At 51.0% G+C, this 24,314-nt stretch carries 20 protein-coding genes and 1 tRNA gene; 13 read left to right on the forward strand and 8 right to left on the reverse strand.

The window, feature by feature from the left end; translation table 11 throughout:
- Positions 1-82 precede the first annotated feature (82 nt).
- Complete coding sequence (locus GN242_RS08120; RefSeq protein WP_156288227.1) at positions 83-1,096, forward strand: zinc-dependent alcohol dehydrogenase family protein; 1,014 nt, start codon at positions 83-85, stop codon at positions 1,094-1,096.
- 18 nt (positions 1,097-1,114) lie between these two features.
- On the opposite strand, the gene GN242_RS08125 is transcribed toward GN242_RS08120, so the two are convergent.
- Positions 1,115-1,987, reverse strand: a complete 873-nt coding sequence (locus GN242_RS08125; protein ID WP_156287256.1) for a LysR family transcriptional regulator — start codon at positions 1,985-1,987, stop codon at positions 1,115-1,117.
- Positions 1,988-2,086: 99 nt separating this feature from the next.
- Between GN242_RS08125 and GN242_RS08130 the strand changes: the two genes are divergently transcribed.
- Positions 2,087-3,076, forward strand: coding sequence for a nitrilase family protein (locus GN242_RS08130; RefSeq protein WP_154751552.1), 990 nt, complete (start codon positions 2,087-2,089; stop codon positions 3,074-3,076).
- Positions 3,077-3,591: 515 nt separating this feature from the next.
- On the forward strand, positions 3,592-4,401 hold the full coding sequence (locus tag GN242_RS08135) for an alpha/beta fold hydrolase (protein WP_154751551.1): 810 nt from the start codon (positions 3,592-3,594) through the stop codon (positions 4,399-4,401).
- 61 nt (positions 4,402-4,462) lie between these two features.
- On the opposite strand, the gene GN242_RS08140 is transcribed toward GN242_RS08135, so the two are convergent.
- The 4 genes from GN242_RS08140 to GN242_RS08155 form a co-directional block, all read right to left on the reverse strand.
- Complete coding sequence (locus GN242_RS08140; RefSeq protein ID WP_154751550.1) at positions 4,463-5,491, reverse strand: methionine synthase; 1,029 nt, start codon at positions 5,489-5,491, stop codon at positions 4,463-4,465.
- Between the two features lie 27 nt (positions 5,492-5,518).
- On the reverse strand, positions 5,519-6,496 hold the full coding sequence (locus tag GN242_RS08145; protein WP_156287257.1) for a DUF1852 domain-containing protein: 978 nt from the start codon (positions 6,494-6,496) through the stop codon (positions 5,519-5,521).
- 362 nt (positions 6,497-6,858) lie between these two features.
- Positions 6,859-7,206: an HNH nuclease YajD gene (gene yajD / locus GN242_RS08150; RefSeq protein WP_154751548.1), complete on the reverse strand. Its 348-nt coding sequence runs from the start codon at positions 7,204-7,206 to the stop codon at positions 6,859-6,861.
- 231 nt (positions 7,207-7,437) lie between these two features.
- Entirely contained in the window at positions 7,438-8,556 is a 1,119-nt protein-coding gene (locus GN242_RS08155; protein WP_156287258.1) for an NADH:flavin oxidoreductase, read from the reverse strand.
- 103 nt (positions 8,557-8,659) lie between these two features.
- Between GN242_RS08155 and GN242_RS08160 the strand changes: the two genes are divergently transcribed.
- The gene (locus GN242_RS08160; RefSeq protein ID WP_154751546.1) at positions 8,660-9,034 is read left to right on the forward strand and encodes a winged helix-turn-helix transcriptional regulator; all 375 of its coding nucleotides are present in this window, start codon (positions 8,660-8,662) and stop codon (positions 9,032-9,034) included.
- A 117-nt stretch (positions 9,035-9,151) separates the two neighbouring features.
- Here the strand turns inward: GN242_RS08160 and GN242_RS08165 are convergent, their stop codons facing one another.
- A complete protein-coding gene (locus GN242_RS08165) occupies positions 9,152-9,856 on the reverse strand; it encodes a TetR/AcrR family transcriptional regulator (protein WP_231617144.1) in 705 nt (234 codons plus the stop codon).
- Here GN242_RS08165 and GN242_RS08170 point away from each other — a divergent pair.
- The 3 genes from GN242_RS08170 (at position 9,845) to GN242_RS08180 (ending at position 15,636) form a co-directional block, all read left to right on the forward strand.
- Positions 9,845-10,729, forward strand: coding sequence for an NAD(P)H-binding protein (locus GN242_RS08170; protein WP_156287259.1), 885 nt, complete (start codon positions 9,845-9,847; stop codon positions 10,727-10,729). The genes GN242_RS08165 and GN242_RS08170 overlap by 12 nt on opposite strands.
- 711 nt (positions 10,730-11,440) lie before the next feature.
- Positions 11,441-12,550, forward strand: coding sequence for an efflux RND transporter periplasmic adaptor subunit (locus GN242_RS08175; protein WP_156287260.1), 1,110 nt, complete (start codon positions 11,441-11,443; stop codon positions 12,548-12,550).
- Positions 12,547-15,636: an efflux RND transporter permease subunit gene (locus GN242_RS08180; protein ID WP_156287261.1), complete on the forward strand. Its 3,090-nt coding sequence runs from the start codon at positions 12,547-12,549 to the stop codon at positions 15,634-15,636. The genes GN242_RS08175 and GN242_RS08180 overlap by 4 nt, the downstream gene beginning before the upstream one ends.
- Positions 15,637-15,758: 122 nt before the next feature.
- Here GN242_RS08180 and GN242_RS08185 read toward each other — a convergent pair whose 3' ends face one another.
- Positions 15,759-16,661 carry a LysR family transcriptional regulator gene (locus tag GN242_RS08185; protein WP_156287262.1) on the reverse strand — a complete coding sequence of 301 codons (903 nt, stop codon included), beginning with the start codon at positions 16,659-16,661 and terminating at the stop codon, positions 15,759-15,761.
- 136 nt (positions 16,662-16,797) lie between these two features.
- On the opposite strand from GN242_RS08185, the gene GN242_RS08190 reads away from it, so the two are divergent.
- Positions 16,798-17,544, forward strand: a complete 747-nt coding sequence (locus GN242_RS08190; protein WP_156287263.1) for an SDR family oxidoreductase — start codon at positions 16,798-16,800, stop codon at positions 17,542-17,544.
- Positions 17,545-17,891: 347 nt separating this feature from the next.
- On the opposite strand, the gene GN242_RS08195 is transcribed toward GN242_RS08190, so the two are convergent.
- Positions 17,892-17,967: transfer RNA gene (locus GN242_RS08195), tRNA-Asn, on the reverse strand.
- Positions 17,968-18,478: 511 nt separating this feature from the next.
- Here GN242_RS08195 and GN242_RS08200 point away from each other — a divergent pair.
- From GN242_RS08200 to cbl, 5 genes are all read left to right on the forward strand, one after another.
- Entirely contained in the window at positions 18,479-19,402 is a 924-nt protein-coding gene (locus tag GN242_RS08200) for a sugar ABC transporter substrate-binding protein (RefSeq protein WP_154751539.1), read from the forward strand.
- A gap of 31 nt (positions 19,403-19,433) precedes the next feature.
- Entirely contained in the window at positions 19,434-20,918 is a 1,485-nt protein-coding gene (locus GN242_RS08205; RefSeq protein WP_154751538.1) for a sugar ABC transporter ATP-binding protein, read from the forward strand.
- A 19-nt stretch (positions 20,919-20,937) separates the two neighbouring features.
- Positions 20,938-21,969, forward strand: coding sequence for an ABC transporter permease (locus GN242_RS08210; RefSeq protein ID WP_154751537.1), 1,032 nt, complete (start codon positions 20,938-20,940; stop codon positions 21,967-21,969).
- 297 nt (positions 21,970-22,266) lie between these two features.
- Positions 22,267-23,184, forward strand: a complete 918-nt coding sequence (gene nac / locus GN242_RS08215; protein WP_154751536.1) for a nitrogen assimilation transcriptional regulator NAC — start codon at positions 22,267-22,269, stop codon at positions 23,182-23,184.
- A gap of 146 nt (positions 23,185-23,330) precedes the next feature.
- Positions 23,331-24,287 (forward strand): HTH-type transcriptional regulator Cbl, encoded by a 957-nt coding sequence (cbl, locus tag GN242_RS08220; protein WP_156287264.1) that lies wholly within the window; start codon positions 23,331-23,333, stop codon positions 24,285-24,287.
- The last annotated feature ends 27 nt before the right edge of the window (positions 24,288-24,314 follow it).

The following is a 24,314-nucleotide window of genomic DNA, read 5'->3' on the forward strand; positions in this document are numbered from 1 at the left end:
TTACCCGCATCCGCAGATGGTGTATACATGGCTGCTGTAAATAACTGGCATACGCCAGACCTATACCCATCAGGAGACAATGATGAAAGCAATAGCGATCAATAATCCCTTCAATCTGGATAGCGTGAAACTCACTGAGGTACGCGATCCGGGTCAGCCTGGCCACGGGGAGATCCGTGTTGCAATCAAAGCCAGCTCGCTGAACTTCCATGACCTGATGGTGGCAACCGGCGCGATGACCGTGGAAGAGGGGCGTATTCTGCTCTCTGACGGTGCTGGTATCGTCGAGGCGGTAGGCGAGGGCGTAACCGGGTTCCGCGTTGGTGATGCAGTCGTATCTACCTTCTTCCCGATCTGGACGGCAGGTAAAGCGACCCAGGCAGTGGGGGGATTTGCTCATACCCCTGGCGATGGCGTTGATGGCTTTGCCAGCGAATTTGTGGTGCGTGACGAGAATGCGTTTACCCATGCGCCTGCGGGCTGGTCGCATACAGAAGCGGCAACCATTACCACTTCCGGGCTGACCGCCTGGCGTGCATTAGTGGTCAATGGCCGCTTAAAAGCGGGCGAAACGGTGCTGGTGCAGGGAACGGGTGGCGTCTCGATTGCCGCGTTGCAGCTGGCGAAAGCCATGGGCGCGCGCGTTATTGCCACCTCTTCCTCTGATGAAAAGCTGGCGGCAGTGCGTCAACTGGGTGCTGATGAGACGATCAACTACCGCACCACCCCTGAGTGGGGCGACAAAGTGCTGGAACTGACTCAGGGAGAGGGCGTTGATCATATCGTTGAGGTCGGCGGCCCTGCCACCATAAATGAGTCGCTGAAGGCAGTGAAGGTTGGCGGACATATTGCGGTGATCGGTGTGCTCTCCGGGACGGATGCCGCGCTATCCATTTTCAGCGTGCTGGCAAAACAGGTGCGTATTGAAGGGCTGATTGTAGGCAGCCGTCAGGATCAGATCGACTATGTGAAAGCACTGGAGCTGATGGAGCAGAAACCGGTGATTGATAAGGTATTCAGCTATGAGTGCTTAGGTGAGGCATTTGCCCATCTGCAAAGCGGCAGACACTTTGGCAAAGTGTGTGTGAGCTGGTAAGTCACGCCGCAGGCCCGCTCAGGAAGCTGCGCGGGCTTTACCTGCTTTTATCCCCGCAATAAAATTGTCCCTGACAGCATCCTCAATATTGCCGTTCCAGGCGATACCAACCTGCCAGCTTATTGACTCCCCGGTTAACGGGATAATATTCAATTCCGCCGGTGCGATATGAATCACGCTTTGCGGCAACAGCGCCACGCCAATACCGGCAATTACCATTGCTACGATGGTCTGAATATCGTCAACCAATTGAGTCGATGAACTAAAAAGTTCACTGGCTTGCAGGAAGCGATCGATTTGCGCATTTAGTCCCTGACCGCGTTCAGTATGAAGCCGCAGCAAAGGCAGTTTTTTTAACCATTGATCAATACTGAGCGGGGTATTCTGTGGTGCAATCAGCACCAGCTGGTCATTAAACAGCGGCAGATAATCAAGCGGCAGCGAGGGGGGTACCCGCACAAATCCCACCTGCAGCTCATTATTTTGCAGCAGCTGGTATTGCTGCGCGGAGGGCAGATCCGCTAATGACACATCGATGCCCGGATTGCCCTGGCGAAACCCGGCAATGCAGCGCGGCGCTAAGTAAAAGCTCGACAGCCCAAACCCGACAGCCATATTCCCTTCAACGCCTGCTGCCACCTGCGCGGCATGATGCATAAATACCTGGGCCTGTCTGACCACTTTTTCCGCCTCGGGCAGCAGACGCCTGCCTCCGGCGGTTAGCGTCGTTCCCTGACGACCCCGTGAAAACAGGGAAACATTGACGATGGATTCGAGAAGATTGATCTGTTTCGTCAGCGCTGGCTGTGAGACAAACAACGCCTGCGCCGCATCGGCATAATTCCCTTTCTCCGCCAGTATCACAAAAGCTTTCAGCAACCGCAGGTTCATTTTGCATTCCTTATGGTTATCAAAAATGGAAATGAAGTGATTATACAGTTATCAGCAAGCCTGGTGTAATTCAGTCCGGACTATCTCAGGAGAAACACCATGCGTGAGTTACACCCTTTAAAAGCGGCCAGCGTACAGTTTCAGCATCAGGCCGGGAACAAGAAATATAATTTGTTGATTATGGAGAAATTTATTGAGCAGGCCGCTCTGCAACAGGTCAATATCCTCACTTTCCCTGAAATGTGTATCACCGGATACTGGCATGTTCCTAAGCTCAGTTCATTTGAGGTTGCGGCTTTGGCTGAATCCGTTGAAACCAGCCCCTCTCTGGCATTGATCCGTGCTCTGGCTGTGAAACATCAGATGCTGATTGGTGCCGGGCTGATCGAACGCGCAGCCGATGGCCGCCTGTATAACGCTTATGTTGCCTGTATGCCGGACGGCTCAATGCATATCCATCGTAAACTTCACGCCTTTGAGCACCCGGCAATCAGCAGCGGCGATCGCTTCACTGTGTTTGATACGCCCTGGGGAGTGAAGGTGGGGATCCTGATCTGCTGGGATAATAATCTGGTGGAAAATGTGCGCGCCACGGCGCTGCTTGGTGCCGATATCCTGCTTGCGCCGCATCAGACCGGCGGCACCAACTCGCGCAGCCCCGGCGGAATGAAGCCGATCCCGCTGGAGTTGTGGGAGCAGCGGGCGATGCGGCAGGAGGAGATTACCTCGGCATTTAAAGGGCCAAATGGGCGGGAATGGCTGATGCGCTGGCTGCCTGCACGTGCTCATGACAATGGACTGTTTATTTTATTCAGCAACGGCGTGGGCGCAGACGATGATGAAGTGCGCACTGGCAATGCCATGATCTTAGATCCGTACGGAAGGGTGGTAAAAGAGACCTGGGCTGCTGGCGATGAAATGGTCAGCGCGGAGCTTGATTTAACCCTGCTGGCGATGAGCACCGGTCGTCGCTGGATTTATGGTCGTCGCCCGGAACTCTACCAGATACTGACCCAGCCACAGGGTTATGAGCGTGATGCAATAACGGCAAGATTTTCGGATAAGGTGCCGCAGAGAAACGTGCAGTAGTGTCACGGTAAGAAGGTAGCTGAAAAAGTGCCGTAACCGTTGGAATTACGGCATTCTTTCACGTTGCATAAAGATGTTTTTATGAAACCACAACAGCTATCGTGCAGTTGTTCTCACCTTCGCAATACAGGGACATAGAATACTCCTGCTACTAAACGGAAAAGTACTTCCGGCTGAAAATAGATTGCTCTCAGGAAATGAATCAGCATGAATTCGATGAGATAGCCGCAACATCCTGTTGTGTTGCCTCACTGATTCTTTACTGGAAGATTTTTGCACATTTATCCCCTCAGTGGCACGACAGACAGGCGACAACAGCATGGCATGTTGACGACATCCTGCAACGGACAGATAAATCCTACGCGAAGTGAGCAGAAGGTCGGTGTGGAATGATACCTGTCTGTGAGTGCTATTCAGCACGTAGACATTAGTGCTCTTCAACCAGTAAATGCTTCTTAAACTGATGCGCGATCGGATAGGTTAGCTGTTCATTCACTTCACGCTAAGAGAAAAACATGCCTGTTTTACATACCAATCATGGTGATATTGATTATGAAGATATCGGCACGGGTGACACAACTCTGTTCCTGATGCCGGGGTGGTGTCAGCCAAAAACCGTCTTCAATGACTTCTCCGGACTGGCCTCCGCTTTCTTCCGTGTTGTGACGATAGACTGGCGCGGTCATGGAAAATCTACCACCGATGGTCAGGATTTTGACGGTGCAGCGTTATTAACAGAAGCGTTAACCCTGATTGAGCACCTCGGCTTGACGCGCGTAGTGCCTGTTTCCGTTGCACATGCCAGTTGGATCGCCGTCGATTTGGCAGAACAATTAACCGACCGTGTGCCTGCGGTGATATTTCTTGATTGGATCATGAATCAGCCAGCAACTGAGTTTTACAAGTCAATTAACGAGATGCAGCATGAAAATAGCTGGGAACATGCACGGAATGAATTGTTCGAGTTTTGGTTGGCCGGTAGTGATTCGCCAGTCATGATCGAGCATCTGAAAACTGAGATGGCTGCATCCAGCTACCAGCTGTGGCGACTGGCAGGTCAGGTGATTGCTGATGCCTATCGCCAATATGGATCGCCTCTCCAGCGCCTTGAAAAGCTTAAAAATCCACCGCAAGCTACCCACATCTACTCCCTCGACAGAAACGACGAATACCTTGCCCTACAGCAGCGTTACGCTTTGGCGCATGATTTCTTTAAGGTGAAACGCCTGGAGAATGCCAGAACTCATCTGGCAGTGCTTGAAAAACCGGGGGATGTGCTGGCAGAGATTGTGGAATCTGTATCGCTCAGTCCGGCTGGTGTTTGATATATCTGGTGAATATCAAACCGGACTGAGTTTCCTTTAACTGAACATATCCCGGACGAAGTTAAGCCGTGAGTTCCCGGCGGACAATTGCTGCGCCTGCGCTTAATGCATTCAGTTTGCCGTTAGCTACCGTACGGGATAACGGCGTCATGCCACAGTTAGTAGAGGGATAGAGCTTATCGGCATCAACAAACTGAAGTGCTTTTCGCAGAGTGTTGGCGACTTCCTCTGGGGTCTCGATGCTGTTAGTGGCCACATCTATGGCTCCAACCATCACTTTTTTACCCCGAATCAATTCAATCAGATCCATCGGGACACGCGAGTTTTGACACTCCAGTGAGATGATATCGATATTAGAGGTTTGCAGTTTGGGGAAGATCTCTTCATATTGACGCCATTCCGATCCCAGCGTTTTTTTCCAGTCGGTATTGGCTTTGATGCCATAGCCATAGCAAATATGTACGGCAGTTTCACATTTCAGGCCTTCGATTGCTCTTTCTAAAGCGGCAATACCCCAGTCATTTACCTCATCGAAGAATACATTAAACGCAGGTTCATCAAACTGGATAATATCGACACCAGCAGCCTCTAATTCTCTGGCTTCCTGGTTAAGAATTTTGGCGAATTCCCAGGCCAGCTTTTCGCGGCTTTTATAGTGATTGTCGTAGAGCGTATCTATCATCGTCATCGGGCCAGGCAGTGCCCATTTAATCGGCTGCTTAGTTTGCTGACGTAAAAATTTAGCATCTTCCACAAAAACAGGCTTTTGACGAGTCACCGGGCCAACAACGGTCGGGACACTTGCATCATAGCGATTACGGATTCTGACGATTTCACGTTTCTCAAAATCCACGCCGCTCAGATGCTCAATAAATGTAGTGACAAAATGTTGGCGCGTCTGCTCGCCATCGCTGACAATATCTATGCCTGCCCGCAGCTGATCGTCCAGACATAAACGCAGCGCATCCAGTTTGCCATCAATTAATGCTTCATCCTGCAACTTCCAGGGTGACCAAAGCGTCTCTGGTTGAGCCAGCCAGGAAGGTTTAGGTAAGCTGCCAGCAGTTGAAGTGGGTAACAAAATTTTCATAATAGATGACCTTGTGTTTTAAATTAATCAGAGAGCGTAATTTGCAGACCATTGCTCAAGAATTTCCCGGTAAGGTTTAATGAAGTTCTCCTCAGTAAACTTTCCCTGCTCAATAGCCAACTGGCTACGCTCTTCTCGATCATAAACAATGTCAGTTAATGAATAATTCTGGTTACTTAAGTTTGGTTGATACTCTTGGCCTGCTGTAGAGTTGGCATTGTAAATCTCAGGGCGGTAAATCTTTTGAAACGTTTCCATCGTGCTGATGGTGCTGATAAGTTCAAGATTGGTGTAATCGCCAGTTAAGTCACCCGCAAAATAAAAAGCAAAAGGCGCAACACTATTTTTTGGCATGAAATAGCGAGCCTGTAATCCCATTTTATTAAAATAGAGATCGGTCATTGACAGTTCATTTTGTAAATACTCTACGCCCAGCACCGGATGCTCATATTCAGTGCGGTGATAGGTGTTTTTACTTGAGACGCTCAGGCAGATAACAGGTGTTTTAGTAAAGTTCTGCTTATAACTGTCTGAGTTAATGAAATGTTTGAACAGATTACCGTGCAGATCGCCAAAATTATCTGGGGTAGTGAATTCGGTTTTGTTCTTGTTATGCTCCAGCAGTACTACGCTAAAGTCATAATCTCGCACGTAAGAGGAGAAATTATTTCCTACAATACCTTCAATGCGCTCGTTAGTTTTTTTATCAACAATATTCGTTTTCAATATTTCAATTGCAGGGAAAGTCTGCCCCTTGCCTTCAATATCCATCTCAACAGAAATTATTTCAAGTTCGACAGAATAACGATCGCTATTAGGGTTATCCCAGTGCGCCAGGGAGTTGAAACGATCGTCAATCATCGTTAAGGCATTACGCAGGTTTTCCTGACGTTTGTTTCCTCTGGCTAAATTAGCAAAGTTTGTTGTGATGCGGGTATTTTCAGAGGGATTATAGTTTTCATCAAAAGAAATGCTTTTAATGGTAAATTTAAATTGTTTATTCATGATGATCCGACTTCCTGATTTCTGATATAAACCTGAATTTATTTCTTATTTTTCAGTGTTTTTATAATCTACAGAGCTGATAGCACAGTATCTTTTATGCCAGAATCATTGATAGAGGAAAAGTGATTAAATTTCATTGAACATGAACCATCTTCATGATGGAGCAGGGCAGCGAGTCGCTGGTTACAGGCGCTACTGCATCGCAGGATTGTCAGTGAGGATCCACGAAGGCCGCTAAAGGGGGATGATAACCTGGTTACCCCTCTCCTTAGCTTAAACCGTGCCTGCTGCTGCGGTTGCCTGAATCAGTTGAGACCTGGCCTGTCAGGGCTGCATCAACAGCCCTGCGCCATAAACTGACATTATTTTTTCTTGTCGAGAATGGATTTTAGATTGGCGAAGGGGTTATAGGTCGCTGCACCAACATCATCTTGCGCGTCTTCCCCTGCCACCACGGTCGTACCGTACTGGTCAGCTTCAGTGTACTTCGAATGTTCGTGGTCATGGCAATAGAGACATAACAACTCCCAGTTACTGCCATCTTCCGGGTTATTGGTGTGGTCGTGATCGATATGGTGAACTGTTAGTTCGCGCAGGTTGGAATAAACGAACTCCCGTGAGCAGCGCCCGCATACCCATGGGTAGATTTTAAGGGCTTTCTCACGATAGCCGCTTTCCAGCCGCGTGTAGTTTTTTGGGATCAGAGCCATTGCTGATGTTACCTGTATAAAAATAATCTGCGTTAGAGCATCAATATATCTCATAACGGAACAGAAGGAGAGCGGTTGGCTATGATGTTAATGAGCAAAATGAGGGGGAAGATACGGCGATTAAAGACGCTTCACGCTTATCAGTGGCCTGCAGCCCACCTAATCCTTCAGGCGGCCCCGATTTTCAGGGCCGCCGTATGAAAATAGAGTTGCAGCAACTTTCGCGCTGTCTTAAACCAATTCAGCCAGGGATGCCGGATTAAATCCGTTCAACTTTGTGTAATTATCGTCTTGTACTTTCGTTACCCAATCCGGATCGCTCAACAGGGCGCGACCTACTGCGATAAGATCAAACTCTTCGCGCTCCATGCGCTCAATGAGTCGTTCCAGGCTTGCAGGAGCCGATCCCTTTCCGGCGAAAGCATGCGTCACATCATTATCCAGACCAACCGAACCCACGCTAATCGTCGCGGCGCCTGTCACTTTTTTCGCCCAGCCCGCACAGTTCAGGCCATTTTCACCATCAATCTCAGGGAATTCCGCTTCCCAAAACCGACGTTGCGAACAGTGCAGGATATCGACGCCAGCCTCGACCAGCGGCAATAACCATTCTTCCATTGCCGCCGGTGTTTCGGCGATTCGCACTCCGTAGTCCTGCTGCTTCCATTGGCTGACACGCATAATAATTGGAAAGTCTGAACCGACCGCATGGCGAACTGCTGAGACAATCTCACTGGCAAAGCGCGTACGCTCTTTGATTGTGGGGCCGCCGTAGCGATCGGTACGCAGATTGGTACCTGCCCAGAAGAACTGGTCGATCAGATAGCCATGAGCGCCATGGATTTCAACCGTGTCGAAGCCCAGACGTTTGGCATCTGCTGCTGCCTTGACGAACGCCGAAATGGTATCTGCAATATCTTCTTCACTCATTGCAGCGCCGCGTGGGTCTCCGGGTGCATCGAAACCTGATGGGCTTTCAACAGGTGCATCCGGTTCCCAGCCGTTGATGTAACGCGCCGCACCGGTATGCCAGATCTGCGGTGCCATTCGGCCCCCCGCATCCTTTACGGCATCAATCACATTTTTCCAGCCAGTCAGAGCCGCTTCCCCGTGGAAAAAAGGGATGCCCGAATCGTTACGTGATGCCGGGCGATCAACAACGGTTCCCTCAGAAAGTATCAGGCCGACCCCTCCCTCGGCACGACGCCGGTAGTAGGCGGCATTGGCTTCTCCCGGTATGCCATCCGGTGCAAAAAGTCGCGTCATCGGTGCCATAACAATGCGGTTTTTAAGCTGTAGAGAACGGACGGTAAAAGGGCTAAACAGAATACTGGATTTATTTTGAGACATACTCATCGACTCCATTGTGTCAGGAGTTCTATTAGGTATATTTTATAGACCTGATGTCAATCAGGCACCTTGAGTAGCCCAGGTATATCGAAGGAAACCTCTTATGCTGACTTTACACCCGCAGTGCTTCTCATCGGAATGTCCGAGCCGGGCACTGTTCGATCAAATTGCAGATAAATGGTCGATGATGGTTCTGGCTGTACTGGATGAGGAACCACAGAGATTTAACGCTATTAAGCGCCGGCTGGAGGGCGTGACTCAGAAGGCCCTGACGCAGTGCCTGCGCAGGCTCGAACGCAATGGTCTTGTCTCGCGACAGATCCTTTCGTTTTCGCCTGTGGCAGTACAATATGAAATCACGCCGCTGGGCCGGACCTTACAGCAGCCGTTTCGTGAACTACACCAATGGACGCTTAATAAATTGCCTGAAGTCGAAGCCGCAAGACGGCAGTTTGATCAGGCTGCTGAGATGAAATAAGCAAAGGTCGGGTTACCGGTATATGTCGTTGAAGCACAACCTTGCCTGGTAACAGAGCGGTAGTTTTTGATTTTTATACTCCGGAAGTGCGAGTGCAGACTGTTTGATGATGCAGGTTCAGGTTGTCCCATCAGAATCTGAAGGGATAACCTCGTCTTTCGGCCAGGCCGACATTGAAATATCAATGAGCTGTGAAAGCGTCTGACGGCTGGCTCCGGCTGAAGGCAGATTTACCACCGATTGCAGAATGCCAAAATAGTACCAGGCCAGCAGTTCAGCATCGACATCCCGCGAAATTTCACCCGTTTGTTGCCCCTCTAACAGAATATTTAACACTATCTGTCGCTGCTGGCGGATCCCTTCACTCATCGTCATTTTACCTGCGGCCGTAAGGTCTGCCTGCTCCGTGAGGCTTCGAGACAGCAGGCAGCCTTTACGCTGATCTGTTCCAGCGCTGCCCGGAAGGAACTCCCTCAGCAATGCTTCAACCCTCACTTTTGCCGAGTCAGATTGAATCGAATTCATGCGCCTCAGGACGCGATCCGTATACAGCCTGAGGCACTCATTGAACAGCCCGTCTTTATCACCAAAACGCTGATAAAGACTCGACCTGGACAGCCCTGTTGCTTCAGTAAGCTCGCTGATGGATGCATTTGCATAACCATGCCCCCAGAAAACGCCGATTGCTGCATTTAGCACGGCACTCTCATCATATTGTGGTTTACCGCTCATAAATCCTCCATTGACAAGCTGGAACGATCGTACCAGGATGTCTGGACTGATCGTTCCACAATATAATAAGGGTTCACTATGTTTAATCAATCGAATATGCCAGCTCCTGAACTTCGTATCGCTGTTGCAGGTGCGACAGGGCGGGTTGGTTCACACTTAATCAATAAGCTTGCATCAGAGGCTGTGGAGGTTATTTCGCTCACGCGTCAGAAGAGATCTGAAAATATTTCCGACCGTGTGTTATCTGCTGTTGTGGATTTTGAAAAGTTTTCAACGTTGGAGATGGCGCTGGTGGGTGTCGATAAGCTTTTCATCGCCCATGGCACTTCTCCCCAACAGGTGGCTAATGAGATAGCGCTCATTGACGCTGCGGTAAAAACAGGCGTGCGTCATATTGTTAAACTTTCGGTAATGGGGCCGGCAACACCCGTAAATCCGTTTGCGTGGCATGCAGTGATAGAGGCGCATCTGGCTCAACAACCGGTGGCCTCCACCGTCTTAAGGCCGACGACTTTCATGGATGTGCTCAAGCGTGCCGGAAGCCATATTGCTGGCGGAACCTGGGCGGGAGCTGCCGGAAACGGGCGTGTGAATTTGATCGACATTCGGGATGTAGCCGATGTGGCGCGTGTAGCATTACTGGAAAAAGTAGCAGACAACTCTCAGCGCGCATATCACCTTACTGGCCCGCGTAATTGGACAATGCATGAAGTTGCAGAGGAGTTATCTCATCTTCTGGGTTATACGGTCAGCTATTCAGACCGCTCACCCGGGCAACAGCGTACAGCTTTACTGGCTGAAGGCCTCTCTCCCTTCGTCACTGAACTGCTGGTTGGGCTTGACCGGATTTTCAACCACTCAGTTCTTATTGAGCGTACTTTGACTGTTGAAGAATTAACTGGATTGCCTTCGCGGTCATTGTCAGACTGGCTTCAGGAAAATATTGAATTTTTCAAAAGGTAGATACGAATAATCTACAGGTATTAAATTAAAGATATCTCCCCTCCGGTTAAGAGAGGGTTTCCCTGCCCGAGTATAATTTTCTCGTAACGCCTCTGCCAGCTGCCTCCGATCGCAGCAGCGTTTCATCATCATGGAGCACCTCAATCAAACTCGCTTTACCTGTCCGGAAGGCGATAAAAGAGGACTGGAGAGGGCGTTTGCACCCTTCAGGGTGAGAGTAACCAGGAGGATCATTGACAGGTCTTAAGTCAGTTTTAAATTGTGACCAAATAACTAAAAGGTTATATGTATTCAGTCGGGTGCTTCTGAACCAGATTGGAAAAATGACAAAATACACCAATGTACCTGCCCCTCAGCACTTTTCAGATCGCCACGCCCGGTGCCGGGCCGTGGTAACCGCCACAGAAGACTTCAGGCATTTCGACCACAAGAAAACCACTTTGTCATAATTGACAAAATAAATATGTTTTTTAATGGCTTACATCTGATATTTTCTATTTTTTGCAGGCTGTTGGCGCAGTAGTCTGCGCTGGCTGGCTGATTAAATTCATGGGAATTATCGATTAAGCGTACGTCGGAGCGACGGCGGCCGCAGCGATTTTGTGCTTACATATATTGAGAAGGTTATTGCCCTGATTGGTGACTATTGACATTATTGGTCACTATCTTGAGAATGCGGAAACTCTCCTGTTAACTTAATTAAGGGAATCCATGCTCAGGCTAAAACCCGCCACCCTGGCTGTTTGTCTGTTGCCGCTTGTCCTGGTGGCATGCGGCGACACTGCCGTTACCGACGATCCCCGAACCCAGCCACCTTTGGTCAGAGCTGCAACCGTAGTGAGCGCTGTCGACGGCTCCCGCGCATTCACCGGCGTTGTTGTTGCCCGAACTCAAAGCGATCTTGGCTTCAGGGTAGAGGGTAAAATTCTCGAACGCCTGGTGGATACCGGTCAGGCCGTAAAACGCGGTCAACCGCTGATGCGGCTGGATCCCGTTGATCTTGGCTTGCAGGCGCAGTCTCAGCAGCAGGCGGTTGCGGCTGCACGTGCGCGCGCACGACAAACGACAGTTGACGAAGCCCGTTATCGGGGACTGGTCACTACCGGTGCTGTTTCCGCATCGGCTTACGATCAGGTGAAGGCCGCAGCCGATACGGCTAAAGCTGAACTCAGTGCTGCTCAGGCTCAGGCCAAAGTGGCACAAAACGCGATGGGATACGCCGTGCTGCTAGCCGATGCCGATGGCGTGGTGATGGAGACGCTGGCTGAACCGGGCCAGGTGGTCAGTGCCGGGCAGCCTGTCATCCGGCTGGCAAGAGCTGGCCAGCGTGAAGCTATCGTACAGCTACCCGAGACGCTAAGGCCTGTGCCGGGCAGCGAGGCTCAGGCAACGCTCTACGGCACCGGCAATCGGCGGGTGCCAGCAAAACTGCGGCTCCTTTCCGATGCGGCAGATCCGCTAACGCGCACCTTTGAGGCAAGATATGTGCTTGAGGGAGCACTGGCGAATGCCCCGCTGGGATCCACCGTTACGCTGCATATTGCAGACGATAAAATACCGGGCCAGCTGACACAGGTGCCTTTAGCGGCCATCTATGATCCTGGCAAAGGCCCGGGTGTCTGGAGCATTTCGGGGAAGCCCGCCAAAGTATCATGGCGATCCGTTCAGGTGCAGGGATTGGGTGACGATGCGGCGAGAGTGACCGGTTCCCTTAAGCCGGGAGAGCTGGTGGTCGCTCTGGGTGCACACCTGCTGCATGACGGTGAAACTGTACGCACGATTCAGCAGGGCGATGACAGTGTTGCGGGGCGCAACCCATGAGCAGCGGGCGTTTTAATCTCTCGGCGCTGGCAGTTCGCGAGCGCTCCATTACTTTATTTCTGATTATCCTGATTTCAATCGCTGGCATTCTGTCGTTCTTCGAGCTTGGGCGGGCAGAAGATCCTCCATTTACCGTAAAGCAGATGACGATTATTTCCGCATGGCCGGGTGCCACGGCGCAGGAAATGCAGGATCAGGTCGCCGAGCCGCTTGAAAAGCGTATGCAGGAACTCAAGTGGTATGATCGTAGTGAGACTTACACCCGCCCAGGTCTGGCGTTTACCATGCTGTCACTTCAGGACAGCACGCCACCTTCACAGGTTCAGGAAGAATTTTATCAGGCGCGCAAGAAGCTCGGTGATGAAGCAAAAAATCTGCCAGCAGGCGTCATCGGGCCGATGGTCAATGATGAATTCTCTGATGTGACCTTTGCACTCTTTGCGTTGAAGGCGAAAGGGGAGCCGCAGCGCCTGCTGATCCGCGATGCGGAATCGTTGCGCCAGCGTCTTCTGCATGTGCCGGGGGTTAAGAAAGTCAATATTATTGGCGAACAGGCCGAGCGCATCTTTGTCTCGTTCTCGCATGACCGGCTGGCTACCCTGGGCATTGCTCCTCAGGATATTTTCTCCGCCCTCAACAGCCAGAACGTACTGACGCCCGCCGGTTCGATTGATACCAGCGGGCCGCAAGTCTTTATCCGTCTCGATGGAGCCTTTGACAAACTGGATAAAATCCGCAAAACGCCTATTGTCGTTCAGGGCAGGACGCTGCAACTTTCCGATGTGGCGACCGTGGAACGAGGCTACGAAGATCCAGCGACCTTCATGGTCAGAAACCAGGGAGAGCAGGCACTGCTGCTGGGTATCGTAATGCGTGAGGGCTGGAACGGTCTGGATCTGGGTAAGGCGCTGGATGCAGAAACGGCAGCAATCAATGAGGGCATGCCTCTGGGCATGACGCTGACGAAGGTGACCGATCAGTCAGCCAATATCAGCTCCTCCGTTGACGAATTCATGATTAAATTCTTTGTCGCGCTGCTGGTGGTGATGGTGGTCTGCTTCGTCAGCATGGGCTGGCGCGTGGGGGTGGTGGTCGCTGCTGCGGTGCCGCTGACACTGGCTGTGGTTTTTGTCGTAATGGAAGCTTCTGGCAAAAACTTTGACCGCATTACCCTGGGCTCGCTGATACTGGCGCTGGGGTTACTGGTGGATGATGCCATCATTGCCATCGAAATGATGGTGGTGAAGATGGAGGAGGGTTACGACCGCATCAAAGCCTCGGCCTATGCCTGGAGCCATACGGCCGCTCCGATGCTCGCCGGTACGCTGGTCACCGCCGTCGGGTTTATGCCCAATGGGTTTGCACAGTCTACGGCGGGCGAATACACCAGCAATATGTTCTGGATTGTGGGCATCGCGCTGATCGCTTCCTGGGTGGTGGCGGTAGTCTTTACGCCGTATCTGGGCGTAAAAATGCTGCCAGAGATCAAAACCGTTGAGGGCGGACACAAGGCCATCTACGACACGCGTCATTACAACCGCTTTCGCCGCGTGCTGACCCGCGTTATTGCGCAAAAATGGATCGTGGCCGGAGCCGTTATTGCCGTGTTTATTGTCGCTATCCTCGGGATGGCGCTGGTTAAAAAGCAATTCTTTCCCACCTCTGATCGACCAGAGGTGCTGGTAGAAGTGCAGATGCCTTTTGGCACCTCTATTGAGCAGACCAGCGCCGCTACAGCAAAAATCGAAAGCTGGCTGAAAAAACAGAAAGAGGCCGAAATCGTGACGTCCTACATAGGACAGGGATCACCGCGTTTTTACCTGGCCATGGCACCTGAGCTACCTGACCCCTCGTTTGCGAAAATCGTCGTGCTGACCGGGAGTCAGGAAACACGTGAGACGCTCAAGATTCGACTTCGTGAAGCGGCCGCCAGCGGGTTAGCTCCTGAAGCGCGCGTGCGCGTGACTCAGCTGGTGTTTGGTCCGTATTCCCCCTATCCGGTTGCCTACCGTGTTATGGGGCCTGATGCCACCAGGCTACGCGAAATTGCACACCAGGTTGAAAAGGTGATGCAGGCCAGCCCGCTGATGAGAACCGTCAATACGGACTGGGGGATGCGAGTACCTGCGCTGCATTTCACGCTCAATCAGGATCGTCTTCAGGCGGTTGGACTGACGTCAAATGCCGTTGCACAGCAGCTTCAGTTCCTGCTCTCCGGCGTACCTGTCACCTCTGTGCGTGAAGATATCCGTTCTGTGCAGGTGATGGGACGCGCGGCCGGAGATATAAGGCTTGATCCGGCAAAAATAGCGGGTTTTACCCTTGTCGGGTCATCAGGTCAGCGTATTCCATTGTCTCAGATTGGGGATGTGGAAGTACGAATGGAAGATCCGGTTCTGCGTCGTCGCGATCGTACCCCGACCATTACCGTGCGCGGGGATATTGCTGAAAACCTGCAGCCGCCGGATGTCTCCACGGCAATCATGAAGGCGTTACAGCCGGTCATTGATACGCTTCCGGCCGGATACCGCATCGAGCAGGCGGGGTCGATCGAAGAATCCGGGAAGGCCACCCAGGCGATGGTACCGTTATTCCCTGTCATGATTGCCATGACGCTGTTAATTATTATCCTACAGGTGCGGTCGATGTCGGCGATGGTGATGGTATTCCTCACCGCGCCGCTGGGGCTGATTGGTGTGGTGCCAACGCTGCTGCTGTTTAACCAGCCGTTTGGCATCAATGCGCTGGTAGGACTGATTGCGCTGTCGGGCATCCTGATGCGTAACACCCTGATCCTGATAGGGCAGATTCATCACAACGAGCAGGAAGGGCTGGCACCTTTCCATGCTGTAGTTGAGGCGACGGTGCAGCGAGCCAGACCGGTATTGCTCACGGCGATGGCCGCTATTCTGGCGTTTATCCCGCTGACGCATTCGGTGTTCTGGGGCACCCTGGCTTATACCCTGATTGGCGGGACGCTTGGCGGCACCATTATCACGCTGGTTTTCCTGCCCGCAATGTATGCGATCTGGTTCAAAATACGCCCCGATCAACGGGCAGCCACTGAAAACAAAAATACACCGTAATACAGAGTGCGGGGGGCTTTTCATAATAGCTCCCCGCACAGCGCTCAACAGATAAGATGAAGAGAATATAATTAAACCGGCGCTATTTTATTAATGATTCAGATATGTTCGTTATTTCAGCTTCATTTCATTGAGTTATAAACTTTGAAGGCGGGATTTTTTTCAAAAATATCAGCAACAAAATCCATGAACACAATCGCCCGTTTTGGTAAAAGTCGATTAGCAACATATACGGCCTGAATGGGAACGGGCGATGCAGTGTAATCAGTCAGTAATAATTGTAAATTGCCATTCTCCAGTCCTTCCCGGAACAGCCATTCCGGGCCCTGTGCGATCCCCATTCCTGCATTGACAAATTTCTGTACTGCTTCTGGTGAATTGACCCTGAGCCGGCCAGAAACAGGAACAGTGATATCCTGAAATCTCCAGGAAGCTCCTGTTGTTAGCAGGGTATAGATCAAACAATCATGTTGTTTTAAATCCTCAGGGGTATCAGGGGTTCCGCGTTTAGCTAAGTACTTGTTACTGGCAACACAGACGCGCTCAAACATACCAAGTCTGCGGGCACGCATAGCACTGTCCTCGAGGTGTCCAATGCGGATTGCCAACTCAGCTCCTTCATCAACGAGATTGATATAGCGATCATTAATTTGTAGATCGAGTGTCAGCTCAGGGTTGCGCTCTAAAAAATCTGGGATATGCGGAACCAGGAATGAGTGAGCCAATGCAGTAGGGCAGGCAACGCGTAATAGCCCTGTGGGGGTAACATTTTCTCTGAAAGAAGACTCTGACTCTTCGACAGCTTCCAGAATACGCCTTGCTTCCAAATAATATCGTTCTCCTTCAGGAGTCAGGGAAAGCTTGCGGGTTGATCTGTGAATTAATCTGGTCTGCAAATGTTCTTCCAGAGTTGCAACATGTCGACTGACGTTCGGTTGCCCTAAGCCTAAATCCCTGCCGGCTGCGGAAAAGCTGCCTGTTTCAGCGGTACGGATAAAGCATGTCATCAAAAGTAGTCTATCCATCCTAAAACCTATTTATGCTTTTAATGCATGAAACATATTCAGAAATGCAATCTTATCACTCTTTGAGCATGAGCATATAGTGGCTACCTGATCGGTCGTTAGCCGATCGGTTGTTAAAACTAACAGGAGATTTTACATGTCCAGATTGCAAGGTAAACGCGCACTGATTACGGGTGGAACAAGTGGTATTGGTCTTGAAACAGCGAAGCTGTTTGTTGCAGAAGGTGCACGCGTAATTGTTACTGGTGTTAACCCTGACTCGATAGCAAAGGCGCAAGCAGAACTTGGTGATGATGTGTTAGTCGTGAGCGCTGATTCCGCTGATGTCAACGCACAGAAAGCGCTGGCTCAAACAGTTAAGGAACGCTTTGGACAACTGGATATCGCTTTCCTGAATGCGGGTATATCAATGTATATGCCAATTGAGGTATGGACAGAAGAGATGTTTGACCGCATCTATGATATCAACGTTAAAGGTCCTTACTTCCTGATGCAGGCGCTGCTGCCAGTGTTCGCAAGCCCTGCCTCAGTGGTCTTTAATACATCTGTAAATGCTCACACGGGACCCGTGAACTCTTCAGTTTATGGCTCAACTAAAGCAGCATTACTTAACATGTCTAAAACACTTTCTAACGAGTTACTTTCTCGTGGGATCCGTATTAACGCCGTGAGCCCTGGCCCTGTTGATACTCCGCTTTACGATAAGGCGGGGATCCCAGCGGAATATCATGATCAAGTGATGAAAGATATCGTTGCAACCATTCCGGCGGGTCGTTTTGGTAAGCCGCAGGAAGTCGCGCAAGCGGTACTTTACTTCGCATCTGATGAGTCTGCCTGGACCGTGGGTTCAGAGATCATCATCGATGGCGGTGTTTCAATCTAAGCCACCAAAATAAGATGTACCATTCATCATCACCTGCCTCCGTTGATTAATTCCAGGCAATATCAGGAATGCACCCTGGTGTGAGAACAAAATCGCACTTCCGCTTCTCGCTCGTAGCGGACGATTTCAACTTAGTGGGCTGGTTTGTGCCACAGGCACTCTTTCCGGCACATATCCAGATAATCTGACCCCAAATCAGATCACCAGTCTTGCCTGGTGCGGTGGAAATGAAAATGTACCCGGAAGATTCTCACGCTAACCTGTTACATCAAATCATATCGAGATGCGCAAGGTTGCATGAAAACAAAAAGCCCGCTCAGGTTTCCCTGAGCGGGCTTTTCTAAATTTGGCTCCTCTGACTGGACTCGAACCAGTGACATACGGATTAACAGTCCGCCGTTCTACCGACTGAACTACAGAGGAATCGTGTGAACGGGGCGCATGTTAACGGCGTACCCACTAAATGTCAAAGGGCGATTCCACACCCGTGGTGCGTTTGCTGGCAAAAACACCATTCTGATGCTTTTTTATATTAACCGGCCGATCTTCAATCTCTGCGCCAGATCTCAATTTGTAGCGATTAGCTCGCCGATGTTAGAGGTGTGTCAAATTTTTGTTATTTGCTGATTTTAAAACATGCGTTTCGATGCTTTCATAGTGAAAGTTTCAATTGACGTTACTATGAAACAAAAAAACCGCTTTGTGGTGACGCAAGTGGGCCAGAAGCAAAAAGAAACCGCAGGTTGCAGGTAACGTCTTGTTGTAAAGAGTAAAAGTAAGACCCGATACACAGTAAAAAGAGAGATAGTTTTACCCGATATAGTTACCCCCTACACTTTAATAAAGCCGTTGGTGAGGTGACGTGAATGTAAAAGAAATTTTTCATTCGCATAATCCTTAACCTTCGCACGCTAACGATAATAAGGGCCTGGACATGAACGTGAAAAAAACAATTTTAGCGTCACTGTTAGTCTGCATGTTACCTGTTACCAGCTTTGCCAAAGACCTCCAAGTTGGCGTCTCTATGGCACTGTTTGATGACAACTTTTTGACTATTGTCCGTAATTCCATCTCGAAAGAGATGAAAGCTGAAAATGTTAATGGTCAGATTGAAGACGCTAAAGGCGATGTGGCACAGCAGCTGCAACAGGTACAAAACTTTATCGGCCAGGGTGTGGACGCCATCATTGTCAACCCGGTGGACACTAACGCAGTAAAACCCATTGTCGACCTCACAACCAAAGCTGGCATCCCGCTGGTGTTTGTTAACCGTAAACCTGCCACCACGCTGACCGGAAAAATGGCCTTCGTAGGTTCAGACTCCGAGCTGGCAGGGCGCTTGCAGATGGAAGCGCTGGCAAAACGCATGGATTACAAAGGCAACGTAGCCATTCTGCTGGGTGACCTGGCAAACGAAGCCACTCGTGAGCGCACCAAAGGTGTGAAAGCGATTGTAGCGAAATATCCTGGCCTGAAAGTCGTTCAGGAGCAGACGGCGAAATTTACCCGTAACGATGCGGTAGACGTAACCAGTAACTGGCTGACCGCCGGTGACGATATCCAGGCGATCGCCTCTAACAATGATGAAATGGCAATTGGTGCACTTCAGGCATTAGGCAAAAACGAGCAGAAAATCCTGGTTGCTGGCGTCGATGGTACCCCTGATGCATTGCAGATGATCAAAAACGGCAAGATGGTTGCCAGCGTGTTCCAGGATGCCAAAGGGCAGGGTGCAGGCGCAGTTCAGACCGCAGTGAAACTGGTTAAAGGTGAGCAGGTTCAGAAAATCGTTGATATTCCGTTCCAGCTGATCACCAAAGATAACTATGAAAACTTCACCAGCAAAAACCTGAAATAACGTCGCTGAACTCGTAGTACGGAGGTAGTAAATGACCGCATATGCGCTTGAAGCCGAAGGCATCAGCAAGTTTTTCCCGGGCGTTAAGGCGTTAAGCAACGTCTCTTTTCGCATCAAGCCGGGAACGGTGCATGCTCTGATGGGTGAGAACGGTGCGGGTAAATCTACTTTAATGAAGTGCCTCATCGGGATTTATCGTCCCGATGAGGGACAGATACGCATTAAAGGGGAGCCTGTGCAATTTGCCGATACGCTGGATGCGCTGCGTTCGGGAATTTCCATGATTCACCAGGAGCTTAATCTGGTACCGCATATGACGGTCGCCGAAAATATCTGGTTGGGTCGTGAGCCGATGAAATTCGGCTTTGTAGACCACGGTAAGCTCAACCGTTTAACCAAAGATCTGCTGGTTAAACTGAACATTCGTCTGCGTCCCGAACAGATGGTGGGCGATCTCAGTATCGCTTCCCAGCAGATGGTGGAAATCGCCAAAGCGGTTTCCTGGAACTCAGATATCGTGATTATGGACGAACCCACCTCGGCACTGACGGAAACCGAAGTGGCGCACCTGTTCACCATCATCCGCGACCTGCGCGAGCAGGGCAAAGCCATCATCTATATCAGCCATAAGATGGATGAAATCTTCGCCATTACCGATGAAGTCAGCGTGTTTCGTGACGGTACCTGGGTGGCAAGCAGCGACACAGCAAGCTATACGCGTCAGTCACTGATTACTCAGATGGTGGGGCGTGAACTGACCCAGCTGTTCCCGAAAACAGAAAGTAATATTGGCCAGGATGTGCTTACGGTACGCAGCCTGACGCGCAAAGGAGTGTTTCATGACGTCAGCTTTAGCGTACGTCGCGGGGAGATCCTTGGTGTGGCTGGTCTGGTGGGTGCCGGACGCAGTGAAGTGATGGAAAGTCTGTTTGGTATGACTTCCATTGATAGCGGAGAGATCCTGATCGATGGCGTGCCAACCACCATTGATTCTCCTGCCAGTGCGATTGATAAAGGCCTGGCATTCCTGACTGAAGACCGCAAAAAATCAGGCCTGTTCCTGGTGCTGTCAGTCATGGAGAACATGAGCATCGTTAAAATGACGGACTACAGCGCCAACGCCGGGTTCGTCAACCATGCCAATATGGCGAGGGACTGTCTGGAGCAGATTAAGCGTCTGAATATCAAGACGCCAACAATGGATCAGATTATCAACAACCTCAGCGGCGGTAACCAGCAGAAAGTATTAATTGCCCGCTGGCTGCTGGCACAGCCGAAGATTCTTATTCTTGACGAACCTACCCGTGGTATTGACGTCGGCGCAAAGGCGGAAATCTATCGCCTGATCAGCGAACTGGCAAGCCGTGGCGTTGCCATCATCATGGTGTCCTCTGAACTGCCGGAAATTATTGGCATGAGCGACCGCGTGATGGTGATGCACGGTGGACGTATTACCGGCATCCTCAATAAAGAAGAAGCCGACCAGGAAACCATTTTGTCGTTGGCGTCCGAATAAGGGCGTGAGGTAAACAAACATGAGTGATGTGAAAATGACAACGCAACCGTCTGCGGAAACACCTTCGTTCTTCAGTAGTCTGAAAGGCAAACTGCCAAAAGATACCGGTATTTTTGTGGTAATGGTCGGTATTGCGCTGATTTTTGAAGCCTTCGGCTGGTATGTGCGCGATCAGTCATTCCTGATGAACCCGAACCGTCTGGTGCTGATTGTTCTTCAGGTTGCGATTATCGGTATTATCGCCGTGGGGGTGACTCAGGTCATTATCACTACGGGGATTGACCTGTCGTCCGGCTCGGTGATTGCACTGACGGCGGTGGTTGCCGCCAGCCTGGCGCAGACCTCAGAAAGCCTGTCGCCGATGTTTCCATCGCTGGTGGATATGCCCGCAGTGCTGCCCATTGGTGCCGGGATCGGGGTCGGATTGCTCTGCGGTATCGTCAACGGCGTACTGATCACCAAAACCGGTATTCCACCATTTATTGCCACGCTGGGGATGATGGTATCGGCGCGCGGTCTGGCACAGTATTACACTCAGGGTAACCCAATCAGCTTCCTGTCCGACGGCTTTACTGCGATTGGTCAGGGTGCGATGCCGGTGATTATCTTCCTGGTGGTAGCGGTGATCTTCCATATCGCTTTGAAACATACCCGCTACGGTAAATATGTTTACGCCATTGGCGGCAATATGGTGTCGGCGAAAGTCTCCGGTATCAACGTCAATAAGTATCTGATTATTGTCTATACCATCGCGGGCGGTCTCTCTGGCCTGGCGGGTGTGGTGCTGGCAGCGCGTGTCAGCAGCGGTCAGTCGAGTATGGGCCTGGGTTACGAACTGGATGCGATTGCTGCTGCGGTCATCGGCGGATCCAGCCTGATGGGCGGCGTGGGGCGCATTACTGGTACGCTGATTGGTGCGGTGATCCTCGGTCTGATCAAAAGCGGCTTTACCTTTGTTGGTGTTGATGCCTACGTGCAGGACATTATCAAAGGGATGATTATTGTCGCGGCGGTTTCCATCGATATGTACCGTAACCGTAGTAAACGCTAATTGTCACAAGGGGCCAGGCACTCCTGGCCCTGACTGCTGCACATCCTCAACGCATTAAACGCACCATCAGTGTGCAATCGTCATAACAGATCCGACCTGCCTCTTCTCCACATTTGCGATAAATCTGCAGCGGGTAATCAGATTCTCTTATTTTACCGTCTGTTAGCCTGCATCGCCGATCCCCTGCCACCATTAGGAAAAATCTGGCACGACCCTTGCAATTATTACCCGGTCAGAATGAAAACTTATTATAAGTTATCAGCGCTGCTGGTAATTGGGATACGTGACGGAGGCATTATGAACTTAAGACGACTGAAATATTTCGTGAAAATCGTCGACATCGGCAGCCTGACACAGGCGGCTGAAGTCCTGCATATTGCACAGCCTGCGCTTAGTCAGCAGGTGGCTACGCTGGAAAACGAACTCGACCAGCAGCTGCTGATCCGTACCAAGCGCGGCGTGACGCCGACCGAAGCGGGTAAAATTCTCTATTCCCATGCGCGTACTATTTTACGTCAATGCGAACAGGCGCAGACGGCAGTGATCAATGCCGGACAGGCGCTGGCGGGGCAGGTTTCCATCGGTCTTGCGCCGGGAACTGCTGCCTCCTCACTGACCATGCCATTGCTGCAAACCGTACGTGAACAGTTCCCGGATGTGCTGGTATACCTGCACGAAAACAGCGGCGCATCTCTTAATGAAAAAGTGATGAACGGTCAGCTGGATATGGCGGTGCTGTATGACCGCTCACCCGTAGCCGGGATTACCAGTATTCCGCTGATGAAAGAAGAGCTGTATCTGGTGGGTGCCAGCACCTGTCCTGGTCAGACGATTGACCTGACAGCCGTTGCTGAGATGAACCTGTTCCTGCCGCGTGATTACAGCGCAGTGCGTAAACGCGTGGATGAAGCTTTTTCCCTGCGCCGCCTGAGTGCGCGCATCATCGGTGAAATTGAGTCAATTGCCACCCTGACAGCCGCAGTTTCCAGTGGAATGGGGGCCACGGTGCTGCCGGAGTCCGCCGCCCGCGCGCTGGTCAGCTCAACCAACGCCTGGATGGCGCGTATTACCAGCCCGACCCTCAATCTGCCGCTGTCGCTGAATATCTCTGCCACACAACCAATGTCACCTTCCGCACTGGCGGTGAAAAACATCCTGCTGTCGCTGCTGAATAACTCAGTGAACGAAGATCGCGAACTGATGCTGGTCAGTTAATTCACTCTGTGCCGGGCGCGCGATGGCGCGCCTCACTTCCTGCCTTATCGCTAAAAAGCATATAAAACCTCTTTTTATTATTTGTTGCTATCAATGTGCATCCTTAACATGAAGGAAACCAACAGATAACAGAGGGAGGAGCGCACGTGAATTTTCAGCAACTTAAAATCATTAAGGAAGCAGCACGCTGCGAGTTTAATCTTACCGAAGTGGCGAATGCGCTGTTTACCTCCCAGTCTGGAGTCAGCCGCCATATACGGGATTTGGAAGATGAACTTGGGGTCGAAATTTTTATCCGCCGGGGTAAACGCCTGTTAGGCATGACCGAGCCGGGTAAAGCGCTGCTGACCATTGCCGAGCGTATTCTCGATGAGGCAGGCAAAGTACGTCGCCTGGCCGATGTTTTTACCAATGAATCCAGCGGTGTGCTGACCATTGCCACTACCCATACTCAGGCGCGCTACAGTCTGCCAAAAGTGATCAAAGCCTTCCGTGCGCTCTATCCAAACGTTCGTCTGGAGCTGAATCAGGGATCGCCGCAGGAGATTGTCTCAATGCTGGTGGCGGGCGAAGCGGATATCGGCATTGCCAGTGAGCAGGTGGTTAATAACCCGGCGCTGGCGGCATTTCCCTGGTTCAGCTGGCATCATGCGCTGCTGGTGCCGAAGGGGCACGAACTGGAACAGCAGCAGCCGGTGACGCTGGCAGCATTAAGCCGTTATCCGCTGATCACCTATCGTCAGGGTATTACCGGGCGTTCAAGGGTTGACCGCGCATTCCATGCCGCCAGCCTGAAGCCGGATATTGTCCTTAGCGCACAGGATTCTGACGTGGTGAAAACCTACGTTGAGCTGGGGCTGGGGGTCGGTGTGCTGGCCGATCAGGCCTGCCAGCTGGATGAACATTCACCGCTCACTCGCCTGGAAGCACGTCACCTCTTCGAATCGAATACCGTCTGGCTGGGGCTGAAACGCGGCCAGCTTCAGCGTAATTTTGTCTGGCAGTTCCTCGAACTCTGCAATGCGAATCTGTCGCTGGAAGAGATCAAGCGCCAGGCGCTGTCGCTCAATGAAGAAGAACCGGTCATCGACTTCCAGATCTGAGAGTAACATGGCGTCTGGTGCAGCTAT

Source organism: Erwinia sorbitola (assembly GCF_009738185.1).
Classification (GTDB): domain Bacteria; phylum Pseudomonadota; class Gammaproteobacteria; order Enterobacterales; family Enterobacteriaceae; genus Erwinia; species Erwinia sorbitola.